The 22653-nt window shown below is 49.0% G+C and carries 18 protein-coding genes and 1 pseudogene; 16 read left to right on the forward strand and 3 right to left on the reverse strand.

Annotated elements, in window-relative coordinates; genetic code table 11:
* Window positions 1–181, forward strand: a pseudogene (locus ACYC56_RS03665) (hypothetical protein); the annotation flags it as partial.
* A 10-nt stretch (window positions 182–191) separates the two neighbouring features.
* Here ACYC56_RS03665 and ACYC56_RS03670 read toward each other — a convergent pair.
* On the reverse strand, window positions 192–437 hold the full coding sequence (locus ACYC56_RS03670; protein WP_461372826.1) for a hypothetical protein: 246 nt from the start codon (window positions 435–437) through the stop codon (window positions 192–194).
* 206 nt (window positions 438–643) lie between these two features.
* On the opposite strand from ACYC56_RS03670, the gene ACYC56_RS03675 reads away from it, so the two are divergent.
* The 4 genes from ACYC56_RS03675 to ACYC56_RS03690 are packed head-to-tail and all read left to right on the forward strand — an operon-like array spanning window position 644 to window position 3916.
* Window positions 644–1573, forward strand: a complete 930-nt coding sequence (locus tag ACYC56_RS03675) for an NAD-dependent epimerase/dehydratase family protein (protein WP_461372827.1) — start codon at window positions 644–646, stop codon at window positions 1571–1573.
* 13 nt (window positions 1574–1586) lie between these two features.
* Entirely contained in the window at window positions 1587–2726 is a 1140-nt protein-coding gene (gene wecB / locus ACYC56_RS03680) for a non-hydrolyzing UDP-N-acetylglucosamine 2-epimerase (protein ID WP_461372828.1), read from the forward strand.
* Between the two features lie 57 nt (window positions 2727–2783).
* Window positions 2784–3521, forward strand: a complete 738-nt coding sequence (locus tag ACYC56_RS03685; RefSeq protein WP_461372829.1) for a glycosyltransferase — start codon at window positions 2784–2786, stop codon at window positions 3519–3521.
* A 23-nt stretch (window positions 3522–3544) separates the two neighbouring features.
* Window positions 3545–3916 carry a DMT family transporter gene (locus ACYC56_RS03690; protein ID WP_461372830.1) on the forward strand — a complete coding sequence of 124 codons (372 nt, stop codon included), beginning with the start codon at window positions 3545–3547 and terminating at the stop codon, window positions 3914–3916.
* A 17-nt stretch (window positions 3917–3933) separates the two neighbouring features.
* Here ACYC56_RS03690 and ACYC56_RS03695 read toward each other — a convergent pair whose 3' ends face one another.
* The gene (locus ACYC56_RS03695) at window positions 3934–4131 is read right to left on the reverse strand and encodes a ferredoxin (protein WP_461372831.1); all 198 of its coding nucleotides are present in this window, start codon (window positions 4129–4131) and stop codon (window positions 3934–3936) included.
* A gap of 524 nt (window positions 4132–4655) precedes the next feature.
* Here ACYC56_RS03695 and ACYC56_RS03700 point away from each other — a divergent pair.
* Window positions 4656–5372, forward strand: a complete 717-nt coding sequence (locus ACYC56_RS03700; RefSeq protein WP_461372832.1) for a tetratricopeptide repeat protein — start codon at window positions 4656–4658, stop codon at window positions 5370–5372.
* Window positions 5369–12784, forward strand: coding sequence for an Ig-like domain-containing protein (locus ACYC56_RS03705; RefSeq protein WP_461372833.1), 7416 nt, complete (start codon window positions 5369–5371; stop codon window positions 12782–12784). The genes ACYC56_RS03700 and ACYC56_RS03705 overlap by 4 nt, the downstream gene beginning before the upstream one ends.
* 32 nt (window positions 12785–12816) lie before the next feature.
* Here ACYC56_RS03705 and ACYC56_RS03710 read toward each other — a convergent pair whose 3' ends face one another.
* Window positions 12817–13785 carry a glycosyltransferase gene (locus ACYC56_RS03710; RefSeq protein WP_461372834.1) on the reverse strand — a complete coding sequence of 323 codons (969 nt, stop codon included), beginning with the start codon at window positions 13783–13785 and terminating at the stop codon, window positions 12817–12819.
* A gap of 327 nt (window positions 13786–14112) precedes the next feature.
* Here ACYC56_RS03710 and ACYC56_RS03715 point away from each other — a divergent pair, with 327 nt between their 5' ends.
* The 9 genes from ACYC56_RS03715 to ACYC56_RS03755 form a co-directional block, all read left to right on the forward strand.
* Window positions 14113–14721, forward strand: a complete 609-nt coding sequence (locus ACYC56_RS03715; protein ID WP_461372835.1) for a winged helix-turn-helix transcriptional regulator — start codon at window positions 14113–14115, stop codon at window positions 14719–14721.
* A 27-nt stretch (window positions 14722–14748) separates the two neighbouring features.
* Window positions 14749–15759 carry an NAD-dependent 4,6-dehydratase LegB gene (locus tag ACYC56_RS03720; protein ID WP_461372836.1) on the forward strand — a complete coding sequence of 337 codons (1011 nt, stop codon included), beginning with the start codon at window positions 14749–14751 and terminating at the stop codon, window positions 15757–15759.
* 30 nt (window positions 15760–15789) lie between these two features.
* A complete protein-coding gene (pseB, locus tag ACYC56_RS03725; protein ID WP_461372837.1) occupies window positions 15790–16776 on the forward strand; it encodes a UDP-N-acetylglucosamine 4,6-dehydratase (inverting) in 987 nt (328 codons plus the stop codon).
* Entirely contained in the window at window positions 16773–17939 is a 1167-nt protein-coding gene (pseC, locus tag ACYC56_RS03730) for a UDP-4-amino-4,6-dideoxy-N-acetyl-beta-L-altrosamine transaminase (protein ID WP_461372843.1), read from the forward strand. Before pseB ends, pseC begins: the two co-directional genes overlap by 4 nt.
* Window positions 17936–18817: an aldo/keto reductase gene (locus ACYC56_RS03735; RefSeq protein ID WP_461372838.1), complete on the forward strand. Its 882-nt coding sequence runs from the start codon at window positions 17936–17938 to the stop codon at window positions 18815–18817. Before pseC ends, ACYC56_RS03735 begins: the two co-directional genes overlap by 4 nt.
* Complete coding sequence (locus tag ACYC56_RS03740) at window positions 18817–19593, forward strand: cytidylyltransferase domain-containing protein (protein ID WP_461372839.1); 777 nt, start codon at window positions 18817–18819, stop codon at window positions 19591–19593. The genes ACYC56_RS03735 and ACYC56_RS03740 overlap by 1 nt, the downstream gene beginning before the upstream one ends.
* Before the next feature lie 2 nt (window positions 19594–19595).
* Entirely contained in the window at window positions 19596–20885 is a 1290-nt protein-coding gene (locus ACYC56_RS03745; RefSeq protein ID WP_461372840.1) for an aminotransferase class III-fold pyridoxal phosphate-dependent enzyme, read from the forward strand.
* A 22-nt stretch (window positions 20886–20907) separates the two neighbouring features.
* Window positions 20908–22008 carry a UDP-2,4-diacetamido-2,4,6-trideoxy-beta-L-altropyranose hydrolase gene (pseG, locus tag ACYC56_RS03750; RefSeq protein WP_461372841.1) on the forward strand — a complete coding sequence of 367 codons (1101 nt, stop codon included), beginning with the start codon at window positions 20908–20910 and terminating at the stop codon, window positions 22006–22008.
* A 22-nt stretch (window positions 22009–22030) separates the two neighbouring features.
* Window positions 22031–22653: class I SAM-dependent methyltransferase (locus tag ACYC56_RS03755; RefSeq protein ID WP_461372842.1), on the forward strand; the 623-nt coding region annotated here is incomplete at its 3' end.

A 22653-nucleotide genomic window follows, 5' to 3' on the forward strand; every position in this document is an offset into this window, starting at 1 on the left:
GCGGGTCGGTTACAAAGATGCGGTGTGGCGCCCCGATTTTATAGACTATCCCTTGCCCGACGAGGAAATAATAACTACGGCGCTTTTTATTTATGAGAATCCGGTGCGCAACGGGCTGGTTGAGAAAGCGGCGGAATATCCTTTTTCATTTATCCTTGGCGGTAAAAAATATAAGCCGTAAACGACTTACTTTACATGCGTCGGCTAAGCAGCAATCGGGTACGCCCGCCGATGAACTGGCCGATAAAAAACGCGAGCACGGTAAAGGGTAAGGCCATCCAGCTAAAGCCAAAAGCCAGTCGAAGTACGATGATAGCAGGTACGGGCAGGTGCACCGCTAAAAACCATCCCCTGGAGTACCGCTCTTGGTTTGCACGCCAATAGCCAAAGGGGAGGTTTATTAAAAAGATGATAGCCATCAATAGAGGCAGATTCATACTCAGGTTCTCCTTGCTTGCAGAGAAACTTTGTCAGGTAACGATGCTGAATCAAGAATAGCTAAAATTATGGTATCCAGCAAGAGAAAAAGATATACTGAAGTCAATCCGGATATGTAATCTAAGCATGTAATTCCGGTAATCATACTGTGCCGCCCGTATGCTTTTCGTAGTTAAACGGCGGCGTTAAAAAGGGTGGTGGTTTTTTGCGTATAGTAATGACCGGGGGAGCCGGTTTTATCGGCTCGAATATCGTTGACGCCTATATCGAGGCGGGCCACGACGTGGCCGTTATCGACAACCTCTCAAGCGGGAGCGAAGCAAACATCAATCCCAAAGCACGCCTGTATAAACTGGATATCCGCTCGCCCGAGGTCGAGCTGGTATTTGCCAAAGAAAAGCCGGATGTTCTCAACCACCACGCAGCGCAGATCGACGTAAGAAGGTCGGTACTAGACCCCTCCTATGATGCACAGGTAAACGTCGTCGGCATGCTCAACCTTCTTCAGCTGTGCGTCAAACACGAGACACGAAAAGTCATCTTTGCCTCCTCTGGCGGGGCCATCTATGGAGAACCGAGCGTGTTGCCGGCAGATGAGAGCACCCCTCTTGACCCGCTTGCCCCCTACGGGGCGGCAAAAGTCGCCGGGGAGTACTACTTAAGCTGCTTTCAAGCCCTTCACGGGCTTAATTATACCGCGCTCAGATACGGCAACATCTACGGGCCACGGCAAGACCCCCACGGCGAAGCCGGCGTTATCGCTATCTTTGCACGAGCGATGCTTGAAGGGGGCGAGGTCAAGATATTTGGCACCGGCGAGCAGCTTCGCGACTATGTGTTTGTAGGCGATGTCGTGCGTGCAAATGTCCTCTCGCTCGAGAAAGGGAACAACCAAAGGATAAACATAGGAACCGCGACCGGCACATCGGTCAATGAGCTTTTTGAGAGACTCAAAGGCATAACCGGGTATCAAAAGGATGCGGTGTATTATCCGGTGAGACACGGTGAGCTTGAGCGCACATACCTCACTAACGAGAGGGCCAAGGAGGAACTCGGCTGGGCGCCGCAGGTCGATATCCAACAAGGGTTGGAGCGCACCGCAGAGTTTTTCAGACAACAGCTGGTTGACGCATAATACGGGGGTTTGCATGGGTAAAGACAGGCTAAAAGTACTCTCTATTTTCGGGACGCGTCCTGAAGCGATCAAGATGGCTCCCGTAGTCAAGGAGCTGGAACGTCGTTCCGCTACCTTTGAGTCGGTTGTGGCGGTTACCGCTCAGCATCGCGAGATGCTCGACCAGGTGCTCGATCTTTTCAAGATACAACCCGATTACGACCTGGATATTATGAAACCGGGTCAAGACCTTTTCGATATTACGAGCAGAGCGTTGCTCGGGTTGAGGCCGGTTCTTGAAGACGCAAAACCGGACATCATCCTCGTCCAGGGCGACACGACGACCACCTTTATCGCCGCGCTCGCGGCCTTCTATTTAAAAGTAAAGGTCGGCCATGTCGAGGCGGGTCTACGCTCCTTCGATAAGCACCACCCGTTTCCAGAGGAGATAAACAGGGCGCTTACAACCGTTATTGCGGATTACCATTTCCCGCCTACCCAGACGTCGAAGCATAACCTTCTGGCCTGCGGCATACCCGAGGAGCGCATTTATGTAACGGGAAACACCGTTATCGACGCGCTGGTCCAGACCGTTAAACCGGACTATACTTTCACGCAACCCGATCTCAAAGCGGTTGATTTCGATAATAAACGAATCGTCTTAGTTACGTCCCACCGCCGGGAGAACTGGGGTGAACCGCTGCAGCAGATATGCAGGGCAATCAAGGAAATCGCTCTCAAGAATCCCGATATCGAGGTCGTGTTTTCCGTTCACTTAAACCCGCTGGTGCAGCAGACGGCGCGCGATATCCTGGGCGACGTCGAGCGGATCCACTTAATAATGCCGCTTGATTACGAACCGTTTGTCCAGTTGATAGATAAGTCATACCTTATATTGACCGATTCGGGCGGGATACAAGAGGAGGCCCCATCGCTCGGCAAACCCGTACTCGTCTTGCGGGAGGTCACAGAGCGCCCCGAGGGCGTGGAGGCCGGTACCGTGCGGGTGGTCGGCCGCGACACGAAGAAAATCGCGGATGCGGCCCAGCTTTTGTTGGGTAATGTTGGGGAATATAATAAAATGGCTCGCGCCGTTAATCCTTATGGAGATGGGCATGCGAGTCAGAGAATCGCCGATATCTTGGAAGAGCAGCGATTAGCGAATGGCGATTAATAAGGAATACAGGTGAAGCTACCCTGCCAATCGCTGTTTTTAAACAGAGGTAAAACTATGCTCTACATCGTAATACCCGCCTATAACGAAGAAGGCAACCTCGGTGTTCTTGTCGAGGGCATTGCAAACATGGCGCAGGCGAACGGGTTCGCTTACACCATTATAGTTGTCGATGATGGAAGCACCGATGCGACTCCCGAGATCATCAAGGAATTATCCGCCAAATATACTATTCTGCCCCTTGAGAACCGCCCGAATGCGGGCCTTGGTAAAACGATGGCAAAAGGTTTAAAGAAAGCCGCCGAAATAAGTGCGGACGGGGATATAATCATAACCCTCGATGGTGATGCGACGCATGATCCGGTTTATATGCCTCCGATGATCGAAAGAATAGAACAGGGAAATGATATTGTTATCGCATCGAGATTTGCGCCCGGCGGTGTCGAGAGGGGATTGTCGTCGTTCAGGAAGTTTCTAAGCCGCGGTTCCGGCACGTTGCTCACGGTGTTTTTCCCGACAAAGGGGTTGCGCGATTACACCTGCGGCTATAGGGCGTTTCGGGCTGAAATCATAAAGCAGGGGTTTAGTAAATTCGGTGATGGTTTTATCCAGGAGACAGGGTTCTCGGTGACTCCTGAAATACTTTTGAAGCTTCGCTCGCTTGGTGCTAAAATCGACGAGGTGGGCTTCATGCTCAAGTACGACCAGAAGGTCGGTAAAAGCAAAATAAAGGTATCAAGGACGATCGTCCAGTATCTTAAAATGATCGCTAAATTCAAACTAAGAGGGCTCTAATGGATAGGATATAAGGAGACAAGATGGCTCGATCAATTGTATTAATAGTATTTAGTATTACGCTCGCCATTGCCGGGCAGCTGTTGCTTAAGAGCGGCATGAACCAGGTCGGCCGTATCGGTACCGGTGACCTGGTCTATTACAAAGACATGCTCTTCAAGACATTCTTGCATCCGTATATCCTGTCCGGCTTAGCCCTTTATTTTCTCTCGTCGATTGTCTGGCTCATCGTTCTTTCAAGGGTCAACTTAAGCTTTGCATATCCCTTTGCAGGTCTTGGCTACGTCCTTGTTATGATCATTTCCTGGCGTTTCATGAACGAGCCGGTGAGCGCAATCCGTTTTGCAGGGGCCGCCCTCATTGGTCTTGGCGTAGTGTTTATCTCAAGAAGCTAGCCCGGCTCCCGGCTCCATTACTCCTCGTCAAACGTGATGGCGACGGCCGGACATTCTTCTACGGCTTCTTCGATTTTCTCGTAGAGCGACTCGTCGGGATTCTCGTTGATGACGTAGGCCAGACCGTCATCGCGCAGCTCAAAAACCTCCGGGCAGATTTGTTCGCAGATGCCGTCTCCAATGCACTCATCGTGGTTAACTACAGGTTTTTTCATAGCGGTCTCCTTTACAAATATAGGCGATTCTTCTTGCGTTTGATAAATTCCAGGTTGTTTTATACCCTTATTTTGCGGTTATGTAATCAGATTGTACCGTACCTACCACTTTCGCTCTTTTTAGAACGTATACCTCTATTCGAATTTAGCTAATTAGAGTACTACAGACGACGGCTAGCTGGTGATTTACAGGTTTAGCTTTGTACCAGCGGGTTTGCTACCCAGATTTCTTAGCTCACCAGTAGTAACGAATACGTTACCTCACAGTTTCTAACATAATTTATGTTGACTGTCATGGCATAAGTTGGTAAAATTTCAAGCAAGCAATATTTGGTTTACCGAGCCGATTTGCGTTAAAAAAAGAATAACCCAACAGTATAAGAAGCCCTACGACAGAGCAAAGACTGAACTTACCAGGGATGCGAAGAACTCTAACTCCAATTTGGCCGCTTATGAGATAGAGGGAGCAAATAGCGGAACCGACCCAAAAAATGGGTCTTTTTTTATTTAGAAGGAGATTGGGTTTGAAGCTTTCGGCCATTAAACTTAAACCAGAAGCGACGAGTAGGGTTGAATTAAGCAAGCCCAGCACCGGCGTACCTAAGAACCAAACGGTAACGCCAGGAGGGCTAAAATCTTTTTCAGGCCTGATGTCCCTGGCCGTTGCAAAGCACATGAAGCACATCATCGCTTTGTTTGCCATCCTAATCCTCATTGCGGCCACGCTGGCCATAACGCAAATTCGCGATGAGCGGGTTAAACAAGAAAGTCAGAGGATAAAAGCGGAGCAGCAAAAAGCCTACGCTTCGGGCCTCAGCGCCTATACCAATGGCAAGTTTGATGCGGCGATACAGCGTTTGGAGCAGGCGAAGAAACTCGACCCGGCCGACGCAAAAACTCATCTCAACCTAGCCCAAAGCTACGAGGCGAAAGGCCAGCTAGACAAAGCATCTGATGAGTACAGGGCATCGCTTAAGTCAAACCCCAACCAGCCTGAAGCCCATTACAACCTCGCTATCATCTATAAATCTCAAGGAAACTTTACCAAGGCGATTCAAGCGCTTGAAACTACGATTAAGCTCAATAAAAACTTTGTAACGGCGCGAATAGCGCTCGGCGACCTTTACGTTGAAAAGAACGATAAAGGCAACGCCAGGAAACAATATGAAACAGTTATTCAAATGAGACCCTTCGGAGTTGATATAGGGGCGATCAAGAAGAAGGCAGAGGTGCTGAAATGATAGCTAACAAAGGCAAAGGAGACAATAGATTGCATATCAGCAATAGGTTTCTCATAGTACTCATCCTTACAATAATCGGCATGGCGCTAGCCTTGCCTTCTTTTGCGTTAGCGGATGATGTCTGGACAAACGTCGGCCTTACCGACAGCAACGTTAAGGCGATCAACATATCGCCAAACTACGCCAAGGATTACACGATGTTTGCCGGTACTGCAAGCAACGGCGTCTACAGGTCTACCAACAAGGGGCATGACTGGACGCAAGTAAACACCGGTCTCACCAACCTGAATGTTCGCTCGGTTGCAGTGTCCCTGGAATTCGCAACCGATCACACCGTTTTTGCCGGTACCGCAGGCGGCGTATTTGTCTCAACGAATGCTGGAGATTCATGGTCGGCGATAAATACGGGGCTTAGCAGTCTCGACATTCGCTCGGTGATCGTTTCTCCGAATTATACTACCGATCACACCGTTTTTGCCGGTACCGCAGGCGGCATATTTAAAACCAGCAACGGGGGAAGTACCTGGATAGCTATAAATAGCGGTCTTACCAATACCGATGTAAGGACGATTGCCGTATCTCCGAACTTCAGTGTTGATAACATCGTCTATGTCGGAACGTACGGCGGCGGTATCTACCGCTCAAATAACGGTGGTACCTCCTGGGTTCAGATAAACACCGGCCTTTCAAATCTTCTCATAACAGACATCGCCATCTCGCTTGATTTCCCGACGGATAACACAGTCTTCATCGGAACTTACGGCGGAGGCGTCTTTAAGACCACCAACAGGGGGGACGCCTGGACACAGATGAACAGCGGTATCTCGAGTACCGATCGGTATATTCTCGCAGTTGCCATATCACCGGGTTATACCAGGAGCAAAGATGATACCGTTTTTGCTGGCACCAATGGTGGTGTTTACAAGACGACCGATGCCGGTACTTCCTGGAACCAGGTAAACAACGGTCTTATGCATAAACTTATTCCATCCATCGACCCGACGCCATGCTACTGCCTCGATAAAACCGTCTATGCCGGGTCTGATGGCGGCGGTGTGTATAGCTGCGTGTTCTCTTCCGGCTCTGTCGGGCCTGAGACCCATCTTTCTATTTCAAATCCTGCGTATCCGAACGGAGACGACGACTGGTTTAAGACAGTGCCGACCATTTCGCTGGCCTGTTCAACGTTGGGAACGACGAAGTACCAGTGGGATTCAACTTCCGGTGCCTGGACCACATATACCGGTGATTTTCAAGCGATAGAAGGCCAACATACGTTGTATTACTATTCGATAGATACCACTGGTAATGTCGAGGCATACAAGAGCCAGGCATTCAAAGTAGATAGTGGATTGCCAAACGATCCAACGGTTACCAGCCCAAGCCATACGGCCGGTAGCACTTCGTCAGACAACACGATCGATATCACGATCTCCGGGGCGAGCGATGCCGTTTCCGGTGTCGACGGCTATTCTATTCAGTGGAGTAACTCAGCAACGACACTCCCGGACAGAACCGTAGATATCACGGGGACGACGGCTTCGTTCTCGAGTTCTCAGCTTGCGGATGGTATCTGGTATGTGCATATAAGCACCAAGGATAAGGCCGGCAACTGGACGAGCACCGCCCACCTCGGGCCGTTTACTGTTGACGCAGCGTCGCCGACGACAACCTTATCGACGGTCCCATCATATAGCGGCGGTTGGGTTAATGCGCAGCCATCCATCACGCTCGCGCACAGCGAAGCGGGAATCACGTACTATCAATGGGATTCGACCGCAACCGCCGGCTGGCAGACTTATTCAGCGAGCTTTGCCGCTATGACAGGCCAGCACACGCTTTATTACTACTCGAAAGATACGGCCGGCAATTCAGAGGCCTATAAAAACCAGACATTTAAGATAGATATGACACCCCCACCGGCGTTCAGCCTTGTTTCGCCGGCAAACGGGAATAATGCCGACAACATAAGCCTACCGGCCTTCTCATGGGGTTCGAGTAACGATACCGAGTCCGGCACTGCAAAATACCGGCTCTTTATCGATGGCAAGCAGGATAAAGAGGTTACATCCTCTGAGCTATCATGCTCGTCTTCGACGATATTAACCCAAGGTCCGCATACATGGTTCGTAAGGGCGATCGATGCAGCGGACAATACACGGGATACTTCATCGTTTACACTTAATGTTATCGATAAAATAGCCCCGGTAACGCAGATGTCAACCAGCCCTTCCTATAGCGGAGCATGGGTTAAGACGTCACCGTCCATTTCGTTTAGCAGAAACGAAACCGGCACGACCTACTACCAGTGGGATTCAACGGCACCTGCCGGCTTCAAACCCTATTCGACAAGTCTTACCGCTGCCGCCGGAACACATATTCTCTATTATCAATCGGTGGATTTAGCCAACAATACGGAGACCGTAAAGAGTGCGACATTTAATATCGATGCCTCAACTCCTAGCAGCGTTCCTCTTGGTACGCCGGAGGATGGAACATCCACGACAAATGCAATTTACCCGACATTTACTTGGACCGCCGCTTCTGATACGGGCTCAGGTGTAGCAAAGTACCAGGTCTATATCGACGGCTCGCTGAAGACAGAGACATCGGCCTCACAATTATCCTACACGTTAACGGCACCGCTTAGCTCTGGTAGTCATAACTGGACCGTAAAAGCGGTCGATGGCGCCGGAAACACCGGATCTTCATCGACGAACAGTTTTACCGTGGTCGATAAAGTGCCACCGGTGTCTTCGGTTTCATCAAGCCCATCGTATGCAAACGGTACGAACGGCTGGTTCAAAACCGCGCCGGTTATCAACATTAGTGAAAACGAGCCGGGTACGATCTACTACCAGTGGGATTCAACGGCACCCGCCGGCTTCAAACCTTTCACGGGCACCTTTACAGCGCCGGAAGGGCAATCCACGCTCTACTATTACTCAGTCGATTCGGCTGGCAATATTGAAACATACAAGTCCCAAACCTATAACGTGGATACGGGGGCTCCGGCATCCTTTGCTATGAGCGGGCCGGCGGATGGAAGTTCGATAGACAATGCAAGTTATCCGACATTCAGCTGGCTGGCAACCTCCGATACAGGACTATCGGGGTTATCGAAGTACCAGCTCTTTGTCGATGGTTTATTAAAGAAGGACAAGATCTCGCTTTCAGCGACCTCATATACGCTTACGACCACGCTTTCTCCCGGCACACATACATGGTATATACGGGCGGTCGACGCCGCCGGTAATACCAGGGATGCAAACGGGGGTACGTCTTATACGATTATCGTTAAAGATGTTGTGCCGCCGGTAACATCGCTCTCTACCAGCCCATCGTATCCGAACGGTACTAACGGCTGGTATAAAACCGCTCCGACTGTGGTTCTCAGCAAAAACGAGGCCGGTACGACCAGCTACCAAATTGATGCCGGTGGCGAGCTAATCTACACAGGTAGCTTCACCATTCCGGAAGGCAAGCATACGCTCACTTATTATTCATACGATACATCCAGCAATACGGAGATCACCAAGAGTAAAACGTTTAACGTGGATGTGGTGGCACCTACATCCTTTGATATCAATGCACCAACGGACGGCAGTTTTACCAACAACGCAAGCTACCCGACATTTAGTTGGTCGGCAAGCTCCGATGCAGGATCGGGTTTATCGAAATACCAGCTCTTTGTCGATGGTTTATTAAAGAAGGACAACATCTCGCCATCGGCGACCTCATATACGGTCACAATGCCACTCACCCCAGGCATACACACATGGTTTATTCGGGCGGTTGATACCGCCGGTAACACGATTAGCTCAAGCTCAACGTTTACGTTAAATGTTACCGATGTTGTGCCGCCGGTAACGACGCTGTCTTCCAGCCCATCGTATCCGAATGGCACTAACGGCTGGTTTAAGACAATGCCTGCTATTACGCTCACTAGAAACGAACCCGGCACAACCCGCTATCAGATAGATTCGACAAACCCGGGTGGCTGGCAACTGTATAGCGATCACGTTCCCGTTTCGGACGGTCAGTTCACGCTGTACTATTACTCACTGGACAGTGCTACAAACACCGAAACCGTAAAGAGCAAGTCTTATAAGATTGATACGGTGTATCCAACGGCTTTCGATATCATCACCCCGGGAAACCTCTCGGGCTCAGACAACTCGGTTCGTCAACAGTTTACCTGGGAGGCAAGTACCGATACCAACCTGGCCAAGTACCAGCTCGTTGTAGATGGTAACGTCAATAAGGACAACATCTCGCCGTCATCGACCTCATATACGGTCACAACACCGCTCTCTGCAGACACCCATACCTGGTACATTAATGCGGTTGATTCAGCGGGCAACATAACGCAATCGACCTCGACCAATACCATAATAGTCGGCGACAAGGTCGCTCCGGTAACATCGCTCTCTGTTAGCCCGGTGTATCCGGATGGCACTAACAGCTGGTATGAAACCACGCCCACCGTCACGTTAACAAGAAGCGAGCCGGGAAAAACATATTACCACTGGGATAGCTCAGCCGATACTGAGGTTTTGGCTTCTACCGTAAGTTTCACCGTACCGGAAGGCCAGCATACCCTGTACTACCGTTCCGAGGACTCGGCCCAAAACCCAGAAGTTATCAAGAGTAAATCCTTCAAGCTTGACACAACAGCCCCGGCGAGCTTTGCGATGACCGGGCCGGCCGACAATTCAGATACCAACAACACAAGCTATCCGACCTTTACCTGGGCGGCAAGCACCGATACCAACCTGGCCAAGTACCAGCTGGTTATCGATGGCACGATAAACAAAGACAACATCTCGCCGTCATCGACCTCATATACGGTCACAACACCGCTCTCTGCAGATACCCATACCTGGTACATTAATGCGGTTGATTCAGCGGGTAACATAACGAAGTCAACCTCAACGTTTACGCTCAACGTCGCCGATGTTATCCCGCCCATGACGACATTGTCTACCAGCCCGACGTTTGCGGATGGTGCCAGCGGTTGGTTTAAAACAGCGCCGGATATCTCGTTAACTAGAAACGAGCCGGGGGCAACCGAATTCCAGTGGGATAGCTCCGGCTGGCAAACGTATGCCACCGGCAGCATTACAGCAACTCAAGGAAAACATACGCTGTATTACCGGTCATTGGACACTGCAAACAATGCCGAAACGGTTAAGAGCAAGGCGTTTAACGTAGACACATCGGCGCCGGATGTCTTCGATATCACCGCCCCGGCGAATAACGCGAGCACAAACAATGCGAGCTACCCGACATTTACCTGGAATGCCAGCAACGATAGCGTATCCGGAATATCCAAGTACCAGCTCGTTGTCGATGGTATTGTCAATAAGGATAATATCTCGCCGTCGGCGACCTCATATACGGTCACAACGCCGCTCTCTGCAGACACGCATACCTGGTACATTAATGCGGTTGATTCAGCGGGTAACGTGAAAAAATCGACTTCAACCTTTACGATAAACGTTGACGATGCTACGCCCCCGGTGACGACACTCTCTACCAACCCGATATATCCGGATGGTAGTAACGGGTGGTTTAAAAGCATGCCGTCAATTATGCTTATGAGGAACGAGCCGGGCACCACGAAGTACCAATGGGATTCGACAGCGACAGCCTCCTGGCTTTACTATGATGCTGCCACCAGCGGATTTAGACCGCTTGAAGGTCAGCACACCCTCTACTTCTATTCAGTGGATACGGTCCCCAATACCGAGATCATCAGGTCGCAGGTATTGAAGATGGATCTATCGGTTCCATCAGTAAGTGTTGCCGCTCCACTTAATGGTGCACGACTGACGGTCGAGAGCACCACTATCAGCGGAACCGCAATTGATACCGGGGGCTCGGGCATATCGAAAGTAGAGATATTTATCAGTGACACTAATACCTGGCGCTCGGTGACGGGCACGACCTCCTGGAGCTACAACTGGACCGTGCCCTCTGACGGAAGTTATACTATCAAGGCTCGGGTAACGGATATGGCGGGAAATGTGAGCTCGGAGACAACGCTCAACGTAACCGCCGACAAAGCCGCACCTTATGTAAAGTCGTATGGACCGACCGGCACCGGGCTAAACGTTGGAACCAATATTACCGCAATCTTCAGTGAGGATATCGATCCTACATCGGTGAACAATACTACGTTTGAGGTCAAGGATGGAAATAATAATACCGTTCAGGGTACGGTGAGTTATGATCAGGCAAGCAAGACCGCCACATTCTACCCAAGCTCGCTGGTCTATAACACCACTTATACGGTCACTATCGCGGGCGTAAAGGATCTGGCAGGTACAAGCTTATCACCGGCCGCCTCTTGGAGCTTTAGCACTAAATTTGCTAACACACCGGTAACATCACTTACCGTTACCCCACCATATCCAGACGGGACCGATGGTTGGTATAAGAGCAAACCGCAGATTTCATTGCAGTCGGATCAACCCGGCACGACGTACTACCAGTGGGATTCGGGGGCACTGGAAACGTATGTAGACCCGGCAATTGCAGATGTACCGGAGGGATCGTATACGCTCTCTTATTTCTCGGTATCAGCGAACGGGACCGAGTCGGTGACTAACAGCCGTTCATTCAGCGTAGACTTGACCAAACCGGATGCCCCTACAAATACGGTGGCGACGGCGATGTCTCCAACCAGCGTGAAGGTCACCTGGGATACCCCGGCGGATAACGTCGACGTCGCCAAATATAGTTTGTCGTATAAACCGACAAGCGGTTCGACGCAGACGGTCTCCGGTATCTCGACAAACAGCTACACAATCAATGGGTTGACATCAGATACGACATATACCTGCTCGGTTGTGGCCTATGATGCAGCCGGCAACGCATCGAATCCGGGCGCTGCCGCGAGTGCAAAGACGTATCCAAATGTTCCGACGGGAAGCGGTACCAATGTACAAGTTACCGTGGGTATTATCGACCTGACCTTTACTAAGATTACACAGCCCGGAACAACCACGGTCGTAACGATTACCGACCCACCTTACGGAGGACCGGAGGATAATTTCAGAATCCGTGGCTATGTGTTCGACGTAGATACGAAAGCAACCTTCACGGGCGATGTTACAGTGACGGTTCATTACGATCCAACCTTGATAAACGGCAATCCGAAGAACCTTAAGCTTAGACACTGGAACGGCTCGAAGTGGGAAGACATAACGGTAAGCGTTGATACGGTCAGTCATACGATAACCGGTATTACCAAATCCCTCTCCCCAATTGATGCGTGGCTTGGTCCGGATTATGCATCGGGATCGACGGTTGCCTATGGAATGAACACAGACCTGCTGCTGGCATTCTCACTCTCTTTGATGATTTCAGGCGCCTGGCTGATGTTGAGGCGACGCTCAACCGCATAAGGTTGAATAAATAAAGCAAGAAGGAGCTGGATTTACCCCCGGCTCTTTTTTGTTGCCGCAACGCGTTCAATAAACGGCCTCAACGAAGGTTGTGCGGCTGTTTTTGCGGTAAATTCTTTGGCTACTTGCTTGCATTTGTTCGAGAGAGTTTGCCTGTGCTCAGGTGATGCACTCCAAAAAGTACCAATGCGCTCGGCAAATTCCTCGGCGTTGAGTGGCACGACCAGGTTTGGATCGACCTCGTGCGCTATGCTTAAAGCCCCTGTCCACTCGGAAAGAAAGGGAACGACACCTGCGAGCATCGACTCCAGGATTACGACGGGGAATGCATCTCCCCGACCGGGATGGATAAGCACAGACGCTTCGGATAAATACGGCCTGATATCCGCTACCGCACCGGGCACTGTTAGTCCCGGCCGTTCTTTAACCTCCGGCAATCCAAGGATGGTTAAGCGGGCATCCGGAAACTTCTCTTGCAGTATCTCGAGGCAGCGGGTTGCGATATCCACACCCTTGACATAAGCGCTTCCGCTACCGATCAGGATGATGGTGTGCCAATCGAGCGATGGCTTAAGCACTGCCATCTCATTCACCTTGGGCTTTGCAATGGGAGGGTATCTAACCTCAATAGGAAGCGGTTTGAGGTGTTCTCGAGCAAGCTTGGTTGTGAGGTCTCCCACGGCAACTATGCCTGAGATGAAATTGAAGCTAAACCAGGTTAGTATTTGCATCAAGCGATTACCTTGAACGAAGGTGCGGTAAAGAGCATCATCCGCGCAAAGAGCTATGACGGATTTCTTTCGCCGGTTGCAGCATCCTATGAGGGGCGCCATTAGAACGCTGGGTGTCGTGCCCTCGATCACCACGGCGTCAATATCGCTTTTTCTTAACCGCCAGGCGGTGGATAGATACGATGTGAGTTTATCCATGCCTGAGATGTTTCTGCCAACCGACCACTCTCCGAGCATTTTAATGCTCTTGGTGCAGCACTTACTGAGCATCTTCTCATGTGCCGGATGTGCACCCGAGTATACCGCTACTGAGCGGATCGTGTCTTTGGCTCTAAAAGTATCCTTGATTACCTCGGTATTTTTAATCGCTAACGCTCTCTTTTCTCAATGGAGTAGCCTAGATATCCAGGCATCTTGAACCTACTTGGATTATACTATGTGTATTTCGCATATCAAAACCGCACTAGTGACCTTGAACTTGCTTTGCTTAACTGGACTATGGTACACTATGTTCAAGTTATGAACAATAATTCGATAGGCAACATTACGAAGAACAGAGAACCTGAGACTGATGCAGCACAATCCACCCAGAATTCAATGAATGACGACGAAATCTTTCTAAAAGAAACCAAATCAATGCTTGACCTCAGGGCCTTAGAAGAGATCGAGAAAAACCCTAAGATATCCCAGCGTGAGCTTTCGAACCGTCTCGGGGTTGCTCTCGGCATTACCAATTCTCTTCTGAAGAACCTTGTCCATAAAGGCCTTGTAAAAATTCGCGGCGAGAACAACCGTTCGCTAACATATCACTTGACTCACGCGGGGGTTCTCGCAAAAAGCCGCCTGGCAATGAGGTGGACGCTCAACACAATCGAGTTTTACCGCCAGGCGAGGAGAGATATTGCCGATAGACTTGAGGATGTTGCAAGGCAAGGGGTCGCATCTGTTCTCTTGTATGGGGTAAATGAGTTGACCGAGGTAGCAATTATCGTCTCGTCAGAAGTCGGGTTAAAGGTGCTTGGCATTATCAACGATGAAAAGGCGGGGGCCGTGAAGGTTATACTTGAATACCCAGCTGTAAAGCTTGACGAACTTCACACCGATCAAGCTGATGCCATTATCGTTTGTGTAGAAACGGATGATGTGCGGTTTGAGGAACTTGCCGCCTATATGCGAGATAGTTCACGGGTCTATCGGCTAATTTAAGGTGCGTTGCTAATTAAGGGGTAAGGCGTGAATTTACAAACCAAGAAGATTTTAGTTACAGGAGCGGATGGTTTTATCGGCTCTCATCTTACAGAAGAATTAGTGAGGCGAGGATGCGACGTTCGTGCCTTTGTGTATTATAATTCCTTTAATTCCTGGGGCTGGCTTGATACTTCTTCGCAAGATATCCGTAACAATCTAGATGTCTTTTCTGGAGATATCCGCGATTCTTATGGCGTAAGAAAAGCCATGGCAGGCTGCGATATAGTGCTGCACCTGGCCGCACTGATAGCCATCCCTTATTCGTATCATTCTCCAGACACCTATGTGGATACGAATATAAAGGGAACGTTAAATGTTGTGCAGACAGCCCGGGAACTGGGAGTGGAAAAGGTTGTTCACACCTCGACGAGCGAAGTATATGGGACGGCTCGGTTCGTGCCGATCACCGAGGATCATCCGCTGCAAGGCCAATCTCCATATTCAGCTACGAAAATCGGCGCCGACCAGATCGCATTATCGTTTTACAGTGCGTTTAATACGCCTGTTTCAATAATCAGGCCGTTCAATACCTACGGTCCGAGGCAATCGGCAAGAGCTATTATCCCTACGGTAATCACTCAGATTGCTAATGGGAAGCGGATTATCAAACTAGGTTCACTTCGTCCAACGCGCGATTTCAATTATGTGAAGGATACTGTATCTGGCTTTATAGCTATCGCAGAATCGGATCGGTCCACAGGTGAAGTAATAAACATCGGAAGCAACTACGAGATTTCAATCGGAGACACCGCGCAGCTAATCGCCGAGGCCATGGGAGCGGATATTGAGATTGAGACCGATGATATCCGTATTCGCCCTGAGAAAAGCGAAGTGGAGCGCCTTTGGGCGGACAACTCCAAGGCAAAAGAACTCCTCGGCTGGGTGCCGGTATACGGCGGTCGTGAAGGATTTAAGAGGGGGTTACAAGATACGGCGGCGTGGTTCACCGATCCGGAGAATCTCAAGCGCTATAAGGCCGATATCTATAATATTTGATTATGATACTTGGGCAAGGTGGTCAAAAATATGTTTAATGACAAGACGATACTTATTACAGGTGGGACAGGCTCTTTTGGGAAACAATGCGTAGAGATGATTCTTAGCAGGTTTAAGCCAAGAAGGCTCGTTGTCTTCTCGCGGGATGAGTTGAAGCAGTTTGAGATGCAGCAGGTGTACGATACTCCTGAGATGCGCTATTTCATCGGCGATGTCAGAGATGGGGATCGCCTTAACCAGGCAATGAGCGGCGTGGATTACATTATCCACGCCGCCGCGTTAAAGCAGGTGCCGGCCGCTGAATACAATCCTATGGAGTGCGTAAAAACCAATATCTATGGTGCTGAAAACGTCATTAAGGCTGCAATAAATAACGAAGTTGAAAAAGTCATAGCTCTATCGACGGATAAAGCGGCCAATCCTATTAACTTGTATGGGGCCACAAAGCTCGTATCGGATAAGCTTTTCGTTGCCGCTAACAATATTGCAGGAGGTCATAAGACGCGTTTTTCAGTTGTGCGGTACGGTAATGTAGTGGGCTCCCGGGGTTCAGTCGTACCGTTCTTTAAGAAATTGGTCTCTGAAGGAGCCAAGGAATTGCCTGTGACGCATCCACAGATGACCAGATTTTGGATCACATTGCCGCAAGGTGTAGATTTTGTTCTTAAGAACTTTCAACGCATGCAGGGTGGAGAGATCTTTGTGCCAAAGATTCCATCCATGCGGATATTTGATCTAGTTGAGTCAATGTCGCCGGGTATGCCGGCTAAAATAATCGGCATCAGGCCGGGCGAAAAGTTGCATGAAGTCATGTGCCCTGGTGACGATTCCCATTTAACGCTAGAGTTTCATGACCACTACGTAATTCGCCCAGCGATAACCTTCCTAACTCCCGTTAATTATGAGATTAATCCGCTCGGGGAGAAAGGAACACCGGTCGAGCAAGGTTTTGAGTACAACTCAGGCAGTAATCCAGTATTTCTAACCGTTGAGCAGCTGAGAGAGATGAACGTATAGTGCAGTTTATCCCGTATGGTAAGCAGGATATAAATGAGGTGGATATTCAGGCGGTAGTGGAGGCTTTGAAATCCGATTGGCTCACGCAAGGTCCGGCCATCGAGCGATTTGAACATGCGGTTGCTGAATATTGCGGGGCTACTTATGCGGTTGCAGTTACCAACGGCACCGCGGCGCTTCATCTCGCTTGCCTTGCTGTGGGGCTCGCTCCTGGAGATACTCTGTGGACGTCTCCTAATACATTCGTCGCTTCAGCCAACTGTGGGCTTTACTGCGGTGCCGACATCGATTTTGTCGATATCGATGCGCGAACATACAATATGAGCACCGGGGCGTTGGAGCGTAAGCTTGCAGCGGCCAAGAAAGCGGGAAAGCTACCGAAGGTAGTGGTTCCGGTTCATTTTGCCGGCCAATCCTGCGAAATGGACGCGATAGCCGACCTCTCCCAGCAGTACGGTTTTACTGTTATTGAGGATGCTTGTCATGCTATTGGCGGGCGCTATCGGGGCGCAAAAGTAGGCGCATGCGACTATTCTGATATGACCGTTTTTAGCTTTCATCCGGTTAAGCTTATAACCACAGGTGAAGGCGGCATGGTTCTTACAAATCGCGAGGATTTGTATGACGCATTGATCCGCCTGCGCACGCACGGTATCACCCGCAACCCGGACATTATGGAAGGTCAGTCCCATGGGCCATGGTATTACCAGCAGCTCGACCTCGGCTTCAATTACCGGATGACCGATATCCAGGCCGCCCTCGGCGCAAGCCAGCTAAACCGTTTAGACGAATTTGTTCAGAGGCGTCATGCGCTCGCCAACCGCTATAATGAGCTACTGAAGGATTTGCCGGTTATGTTACCTTGGCGAAAACCAGACTCAAATAGTGCATATCATCTCTACGTAATTCGGCTGAACCATGAGGTTATTGGTAAATCCCGCCGTCAAGTTTTCGAGGCACTTCGCGAGGCGAACATTGGCGTCAACGTTCATTATATCCCGGTTCATACCCAACCGTATTACCGAAACCTTGGCTTCAATGCGGGCGACTTTCCGGAGGCCGAGAAATATTACTCCGAAGCAATAAGCCTGCCTCTCTATTATGGTTTAACAGAAGAGGAGCAGGATTACGTTGTAGCCAAGCTCAGGGAGGCGCTACAATGAAACTTGGCTTAGGCGCCGTCCAATTTGGCTTGGATTATGGCATATCAAATCAGGAAGGCCAAACACTGCCAGAGGAAGTAATAAAAATATTAGAAGTAGCGGGTCGGGGTGGAATTCGAGTTATTGATACCGCTTCGCTCTATGGAACCAGTGAAGAAACTTTAGGTACGGCGCTGTCTGACAGCCAATCCTTTTCTATAGTGACAAAAACACCCCAATTTAAGAAAGACCGCATTACCCCTGGTGATGCGCAATTGCTTGAAGATACGTTTTACCAGTCGCTCTCCAAATTACGGCAGTCTTCTCTCTATGGTTTGCTTATTCATAATGCAGACGATCTATTAACCGAGAATGGACAGTTTTTAATAGACAGGATGGTTGCGCTTAAGGGCCGCGGTCTCGTCGAAAAGATCGGCGTCTCTGTTTACACGGCGGAGCACATAGATAGGGTTATTGAGAAGTATCGAGTAGACTTAGTGCAACTACCGGTCAATGTATTCGATCAGCGCTTAATCAACAGCGGTCACTTACAAAAGCTCAGGGATTTAGGCGTCGAGGTTCATGCTCGTTCCGCGTTTTTGCAAGGCTTATTGTTGATGGAGCCCGATCACATCCCCTCGTATTTCAACGCCATAAAGGAGCATTTCCAAACCTATCACAAAGCCATCAGCAGGATGGGGCTCTCACCAGTCCAGGCGGCGCTTGGTTTTGTAATGGGCTTAGATGAGATTGATAGCGTGATATGCGGTGTGAACAATCACCGACAGTTGCAGGAGATTTGTTCTGATGTAAAGCCGCTAGCAAAGGAACAGTTCACTGAATTTGCGATTACGAATACCTCTATAATAAACCCGTCCGAATGGAGGATTGCCGGATAATGATTCTAGCGATTCTGCAGGCAAGAACCTCATCAACGCGTTTGCCCGGAAAGGTATTGAAGCCGATTCTCGGTGTCCCCATGCTTTTACGGCAAATCGAGCGCATAAAGCATTCGCGCCTCATAGATAGGTTAGTGGTTGCCACGAGCACCGATTTGACGGACGATCCGATAGAGCAGCTCTGCCTGCACAACGATATAGCTTGTTTTCGAGGAGATCTCGACGACGTGCTTGATCGTTTTTACCAGGCTGCCAAACCATTTCAGCCCGATCACATGGTGCGCCTTACCGGTGATTGCCCACTTGCAGACCCACAGCTTATCGACAAGGTTATCGAGACTCACATAAAGGGTGTTTTTGATTACACGAGTGATGCGCTCGAACCAACATATCCCGATGGTCTCGATGCTGAAGTATTCCGGTTTTTGTGTTTAGAGCAAGCATGGAGGGAAGCAGAGTTACCTTCGCATAGAGAGCACGTTACCGCCTTTATTTATCAACAACCTGACCGTTTTCGAATTGGTGTGGTTAAAAATGATATCGATCTATCCCAGCTTCGCTGGACGGTTGATGAGCTAGTTGATTTTGAGCTGGTGACACGAGTTTATGAGGCGCTTTATCCGTCGAATCCGACGTTTTCAACCAAAGATATCTTGGAGTTTTTAGAGCTTAATCCGGATTTAAGGACGATAAACACTCATTATCAGAGGAACGAAGGTCTTAAAAAGTCCGTGGATAAAGACCTTATATTTATACAAGAGGATAAGAGGAGGTAAGCATGTCAGAACGTTATCAGCATTCCGAAGAAATGTTGGAAAGGGCGCTCAAGACTATACCATTAGGAACGCAAACGTTTAGCAAGAGCAAGACCCAATATCCTTTTGGAGTGTCCCCATATTTTATAGAGAGAGGGCTCGGCAGCCATGTATGGGACGTTGATGGCAACGAATATATAGATTTTATAAATAGCCTAGCGGCAATAACGTTAGGCTACAATGACCCCGATGTTACTGCAGCGGTACGTGCCCAGCTTGAGGAGGGGGTTATATTCTCATTACCTCACCCTATTGAAGTTGAGGTAGCTGAAAAAATTATAGAAATCGTGCCGTGCGCTGAGATGGTGCGCTTTGGCAAAAACGGCTCCGATGCGACAGCGGGTGCAATTCGGATAGCGCGAGCTTACACAGAGCGTGATCATGTCGCAGTGTGCGGCTATCATGGTTGGCAAGATTGGTTTATAGGTTCCACTGCTCGCAATCTTGGGGTTCCTAAATCGACACAGGCTCTTACTCACAGCTTCATCTATAACGATATCGATTCTCTCCAAAAAATCTTTGATAAGTACCCTGATGAGGTCGCTGCGGTCATTATGGAGCCAATGAATCTTTATGAGCCCATGAGCGATTTTTTGGAAAAAGTCAAAGACCTTACCCATAGAAACGGTGCCGTTCTCGTGTTCGACGAAACGGTCACAGGTTTTCGCTATGCGAACGGGGGAGCTCAAGAGTATTTCAATGTCACTCCGGATTTAGCAACCTTCGGCAAGAGTTTGGCAAACGGTTATCCATTATCTGCTGTTGTAGGAAGAGCGGAAATTATGCGATTAATGGAAGATGTTTTCTTCTCGTTTACCTTTGGGGGCGAGACACTCTCACTCGCAGCGGCCAAGGCTGCTATGAATAAACTGCAGCGGTGTAATGTGGTTAAGGTATTGGAAACCCAAGGCCAGAAAATAATAACGGGTTTGCGTGATCTAATTGAAAAGAATGACATCGACCGTATCTTCTCAGTAGTGGGTCATCCAAGCTGGTCATTTCTTGTAATTAAGGATGTTGAATCCTATTCAAGTTGGCAAATTAAAACACTTTTCTTACAGGAGATATTTGCTCGGGGGATACTTACTTTGGGGACACATAACATGAGTTATGCTCATAGTGATACCGATATATCACAGTTGCTCTTCTCCTATGAAGAGGTATTGCCTTTGATTAAGGATGCGGTAGAGAATAAAACCTTAGATAGAGATCTTCGCTGCAGACCCCTGGAACCCTTATTTAAGGTACGCTAATCCACCTGAAGGGATCACATGAATGAATATTGTTGTGCGTGTCGATGCATCGACAGATATTGGTAGTGGCCACGTAATGCGTTGCTTGGTCCTTGCTGATGGACTGCGGCAGTTGGGCCGCAATGTATCATTTGTGAGTCGCGATTTACCGGGTAATCTATGTCACGTTATAGAGAATAAGGGCTACTCGGTTTATCACTTGCCTTATAACGCTACACAAAATATTGATTGTGCGGAACAGCCATTTCACGCACGCTGGCTTGGTGTGGATTGGGAAGTGGATGCTCAACAAACTGTGGATTGCTTAGGCAGTCTTGAACAGCCTATAGAATGGCTTATTATAGACCACTATGCTTTGGATCATAGGTGGGAATCCTACGTGCAACCCTATATCGAGCATATAATGATTATCGACGATTTGGCAGATAGACTCCATAAGTGTGATCTCTTGTTGGACCAGAACCTATATGAGAATCCTGAGCGCCGCTATAAGAACCTCGTTCCCTATCATTGCGAGCAATTACTAGGGCCGCAATATGTCCTAATGCGCCCGGAATTTCACCAGATCCGACAAAACTTGGGGCAGCGTGATGGTAAGGTCAATAGGATTCTAGTTTTCTTTGGAGGTAGTGACCTAACCAATGAAACATCAAAAGCGCTCGAGGCGATAAGAATGCTTAGTAGGGCTGATATTAAAGTTGATGTGGTAATAGGGGTGAATAATCCCCACAAAGCCCTCACGGAAGAAATTGCGAATAATATGTCCTACGTAATTTGCTACTCTTACGTTGATAATATGGCTGAGCTTATGGCTAACGCTGATATGTATATCGGGGCCGCCGGAATTACGACCTGGGAGCGTTTCTGCTTAGGCTTACCATCACTTGTTGTAACGGTTGCGGAGAATCAGGTTCAACCTATTAAAGAACTGGCTAAGCGCGACTTACTATTCTATATTGGTGAGCATGATAAAGTGAAAGCTGGGAATATTAAGCAATCAATAGATTTTTTTATAAGCAATCCTGCTATACTAAAACTGTATTCTAAAGCTTCTATGAACTTAGTAGACGGGCTCGGTGTTAAGAGGTGCGTACAAGCGATTCTCAAGCACCTACCCAATTAGCTGTTTGCAAAGGTGGTGAGCTGTGGAGCATCAATACAAAGTAATTGCCGATCCGGTATATGGTTATCTTAGGGTCGATCCGGTGCCGGCTCAGGAAGAGGTAGAGCGCTACTATCAAGAAGATTTCTATTCCTCAGAATACAAACAATTTAATGATTCCACGATCGAAGTGCAGACCGAAGAAAAGGACTTCTTTGATAGCCGGTGGGTGTCTTTATATAGCATTAGCACCGAACTTCTCGGCGGCCTTAGCGGGCGTTCATTGTTTGATATAGGATTTGGTTTTGCTCAAGCCCTTCTGTATTTCCGGGACAAGGGCCTTGATGTAAGTGGTTTAGAGCCATCGCCCGAGGGGGTGGAATATGCCAAGCAACAAGGTCTAGAGGTCTTCCAGGCGGGGATAGAGGATTTTTCTTGCGTCGGTTCGAGACGATTTGACATCGTTACATTACTAAACGTGCTTGAACACCTACGCCAGCCGGCTGAGACCTTAACAAACATTAAGAAAAAACTACTGAAACCCGGTGGTTTACTCATCATTGATGTTCCAAACGAGTTTAACGATTTTCAAGTGGTTGCCGACACCGAATTTAATTTAAACGAGTGGTGGGTATGCCCCCCGAATCACATCAATTACTTTTCCGC

It is taken from the genome of Candidatus Aquicultor sp. (genome assembly GCF_054640775.1).

Excerpts from the sequence above, each read along its gene's own strand:
- ACYC56_RS03705 (WP_461372833.1), top strand. The coding sequence starts at position 5,369 with ATGATAGCTAACAAAGGCAAAGGAGACAATAGATTGCATATCAGCAAT.
- ACYC56_RS03695 (WP_461372831.1), bottom strand. The coding sequence starts at position 4,131 with ATGAAAAAACCTGTAGTTAACCACGATGAGTGCATTGGAGACGGCATC.
- ACYC56_RS03740 (WP_461372839.1), top strand. The coding sequence starts at position 18,817 with ATGATTCTAGCGATTCTGCAGGCAAGAACCTCATCAACGCGTTTGCCC.
- ACYC56_RS03715 (WP_461372835.1), top strand. The coding sequence starts at position 14,113 with ATGAATGACGACGAAATCTTTCTAAAAGAAACCAAATCAATGCTTGAC.
- wecB (WP_461372828.1), top strand. The coding sequence starts at position 1,587 with ATGGGTAAAGACAGGCTAAAAGTACTCTCTATTTTCGGGACGCGTCCT.
- pseB (WP_461372837.1), top strand. The coding sequence starts at position 15,790 with ATGTTTAATGACAAGACGATACTTATTACAGGTGGGACAGGCTCTTTT.
- ACYC56_RS03670 (WP_461372826.1), bottom strand. The coding sequence starts at position 437 with ATGAATCTGCCTCTATTGATGGCTATCATCTTTTTAATAAACCTCCCC.
- ACYC56_RS03685 (WP_461372829.1), top strand. The coding sequence starts at position 2,784 with ATGCTCTACATCGTAATACCCGCCTATAACGAAGAAGGCAACCTCGGT.
- ACYC56_RS03710 (WP_461372834.1), bottom strand. The coding sequence starts at position 13,785 with ATGCTCAGTAAGTGCTGCACCAAGAGCATTAAAATGCTCGGAGAGTGG.
- ACYC56_RS03745 (WP_461372840.1), top strand. The coding sequence starts at position 19,596 with ATGTCAGAACGTTATCAGCATTCCGAAGAAATGTTGGAAAGGGCGCTC.
- ACYC56_RS03690 (WP_461372830.1), top strand. The coding sequence starts at position 3,545 with ATGGCTCGATCAATTGTATTAATAGTATTTAGTATTACGCTCGCCATT.
- ACYC56_RS03735 (WP_461372838.1), top strand. The coding sequence starts at position 17,936 with ATGAAACTTGGCTTAGGCGCCGTCCAATTTGGCTTGGATTATGGCATA.
- pseG (WP_461372841.1), top strand. The coding sequence starts at position 20,908 with ATGAATATTGTTGTGCGTGTCGATGCATCGACAGATATTGGTAGTGGC.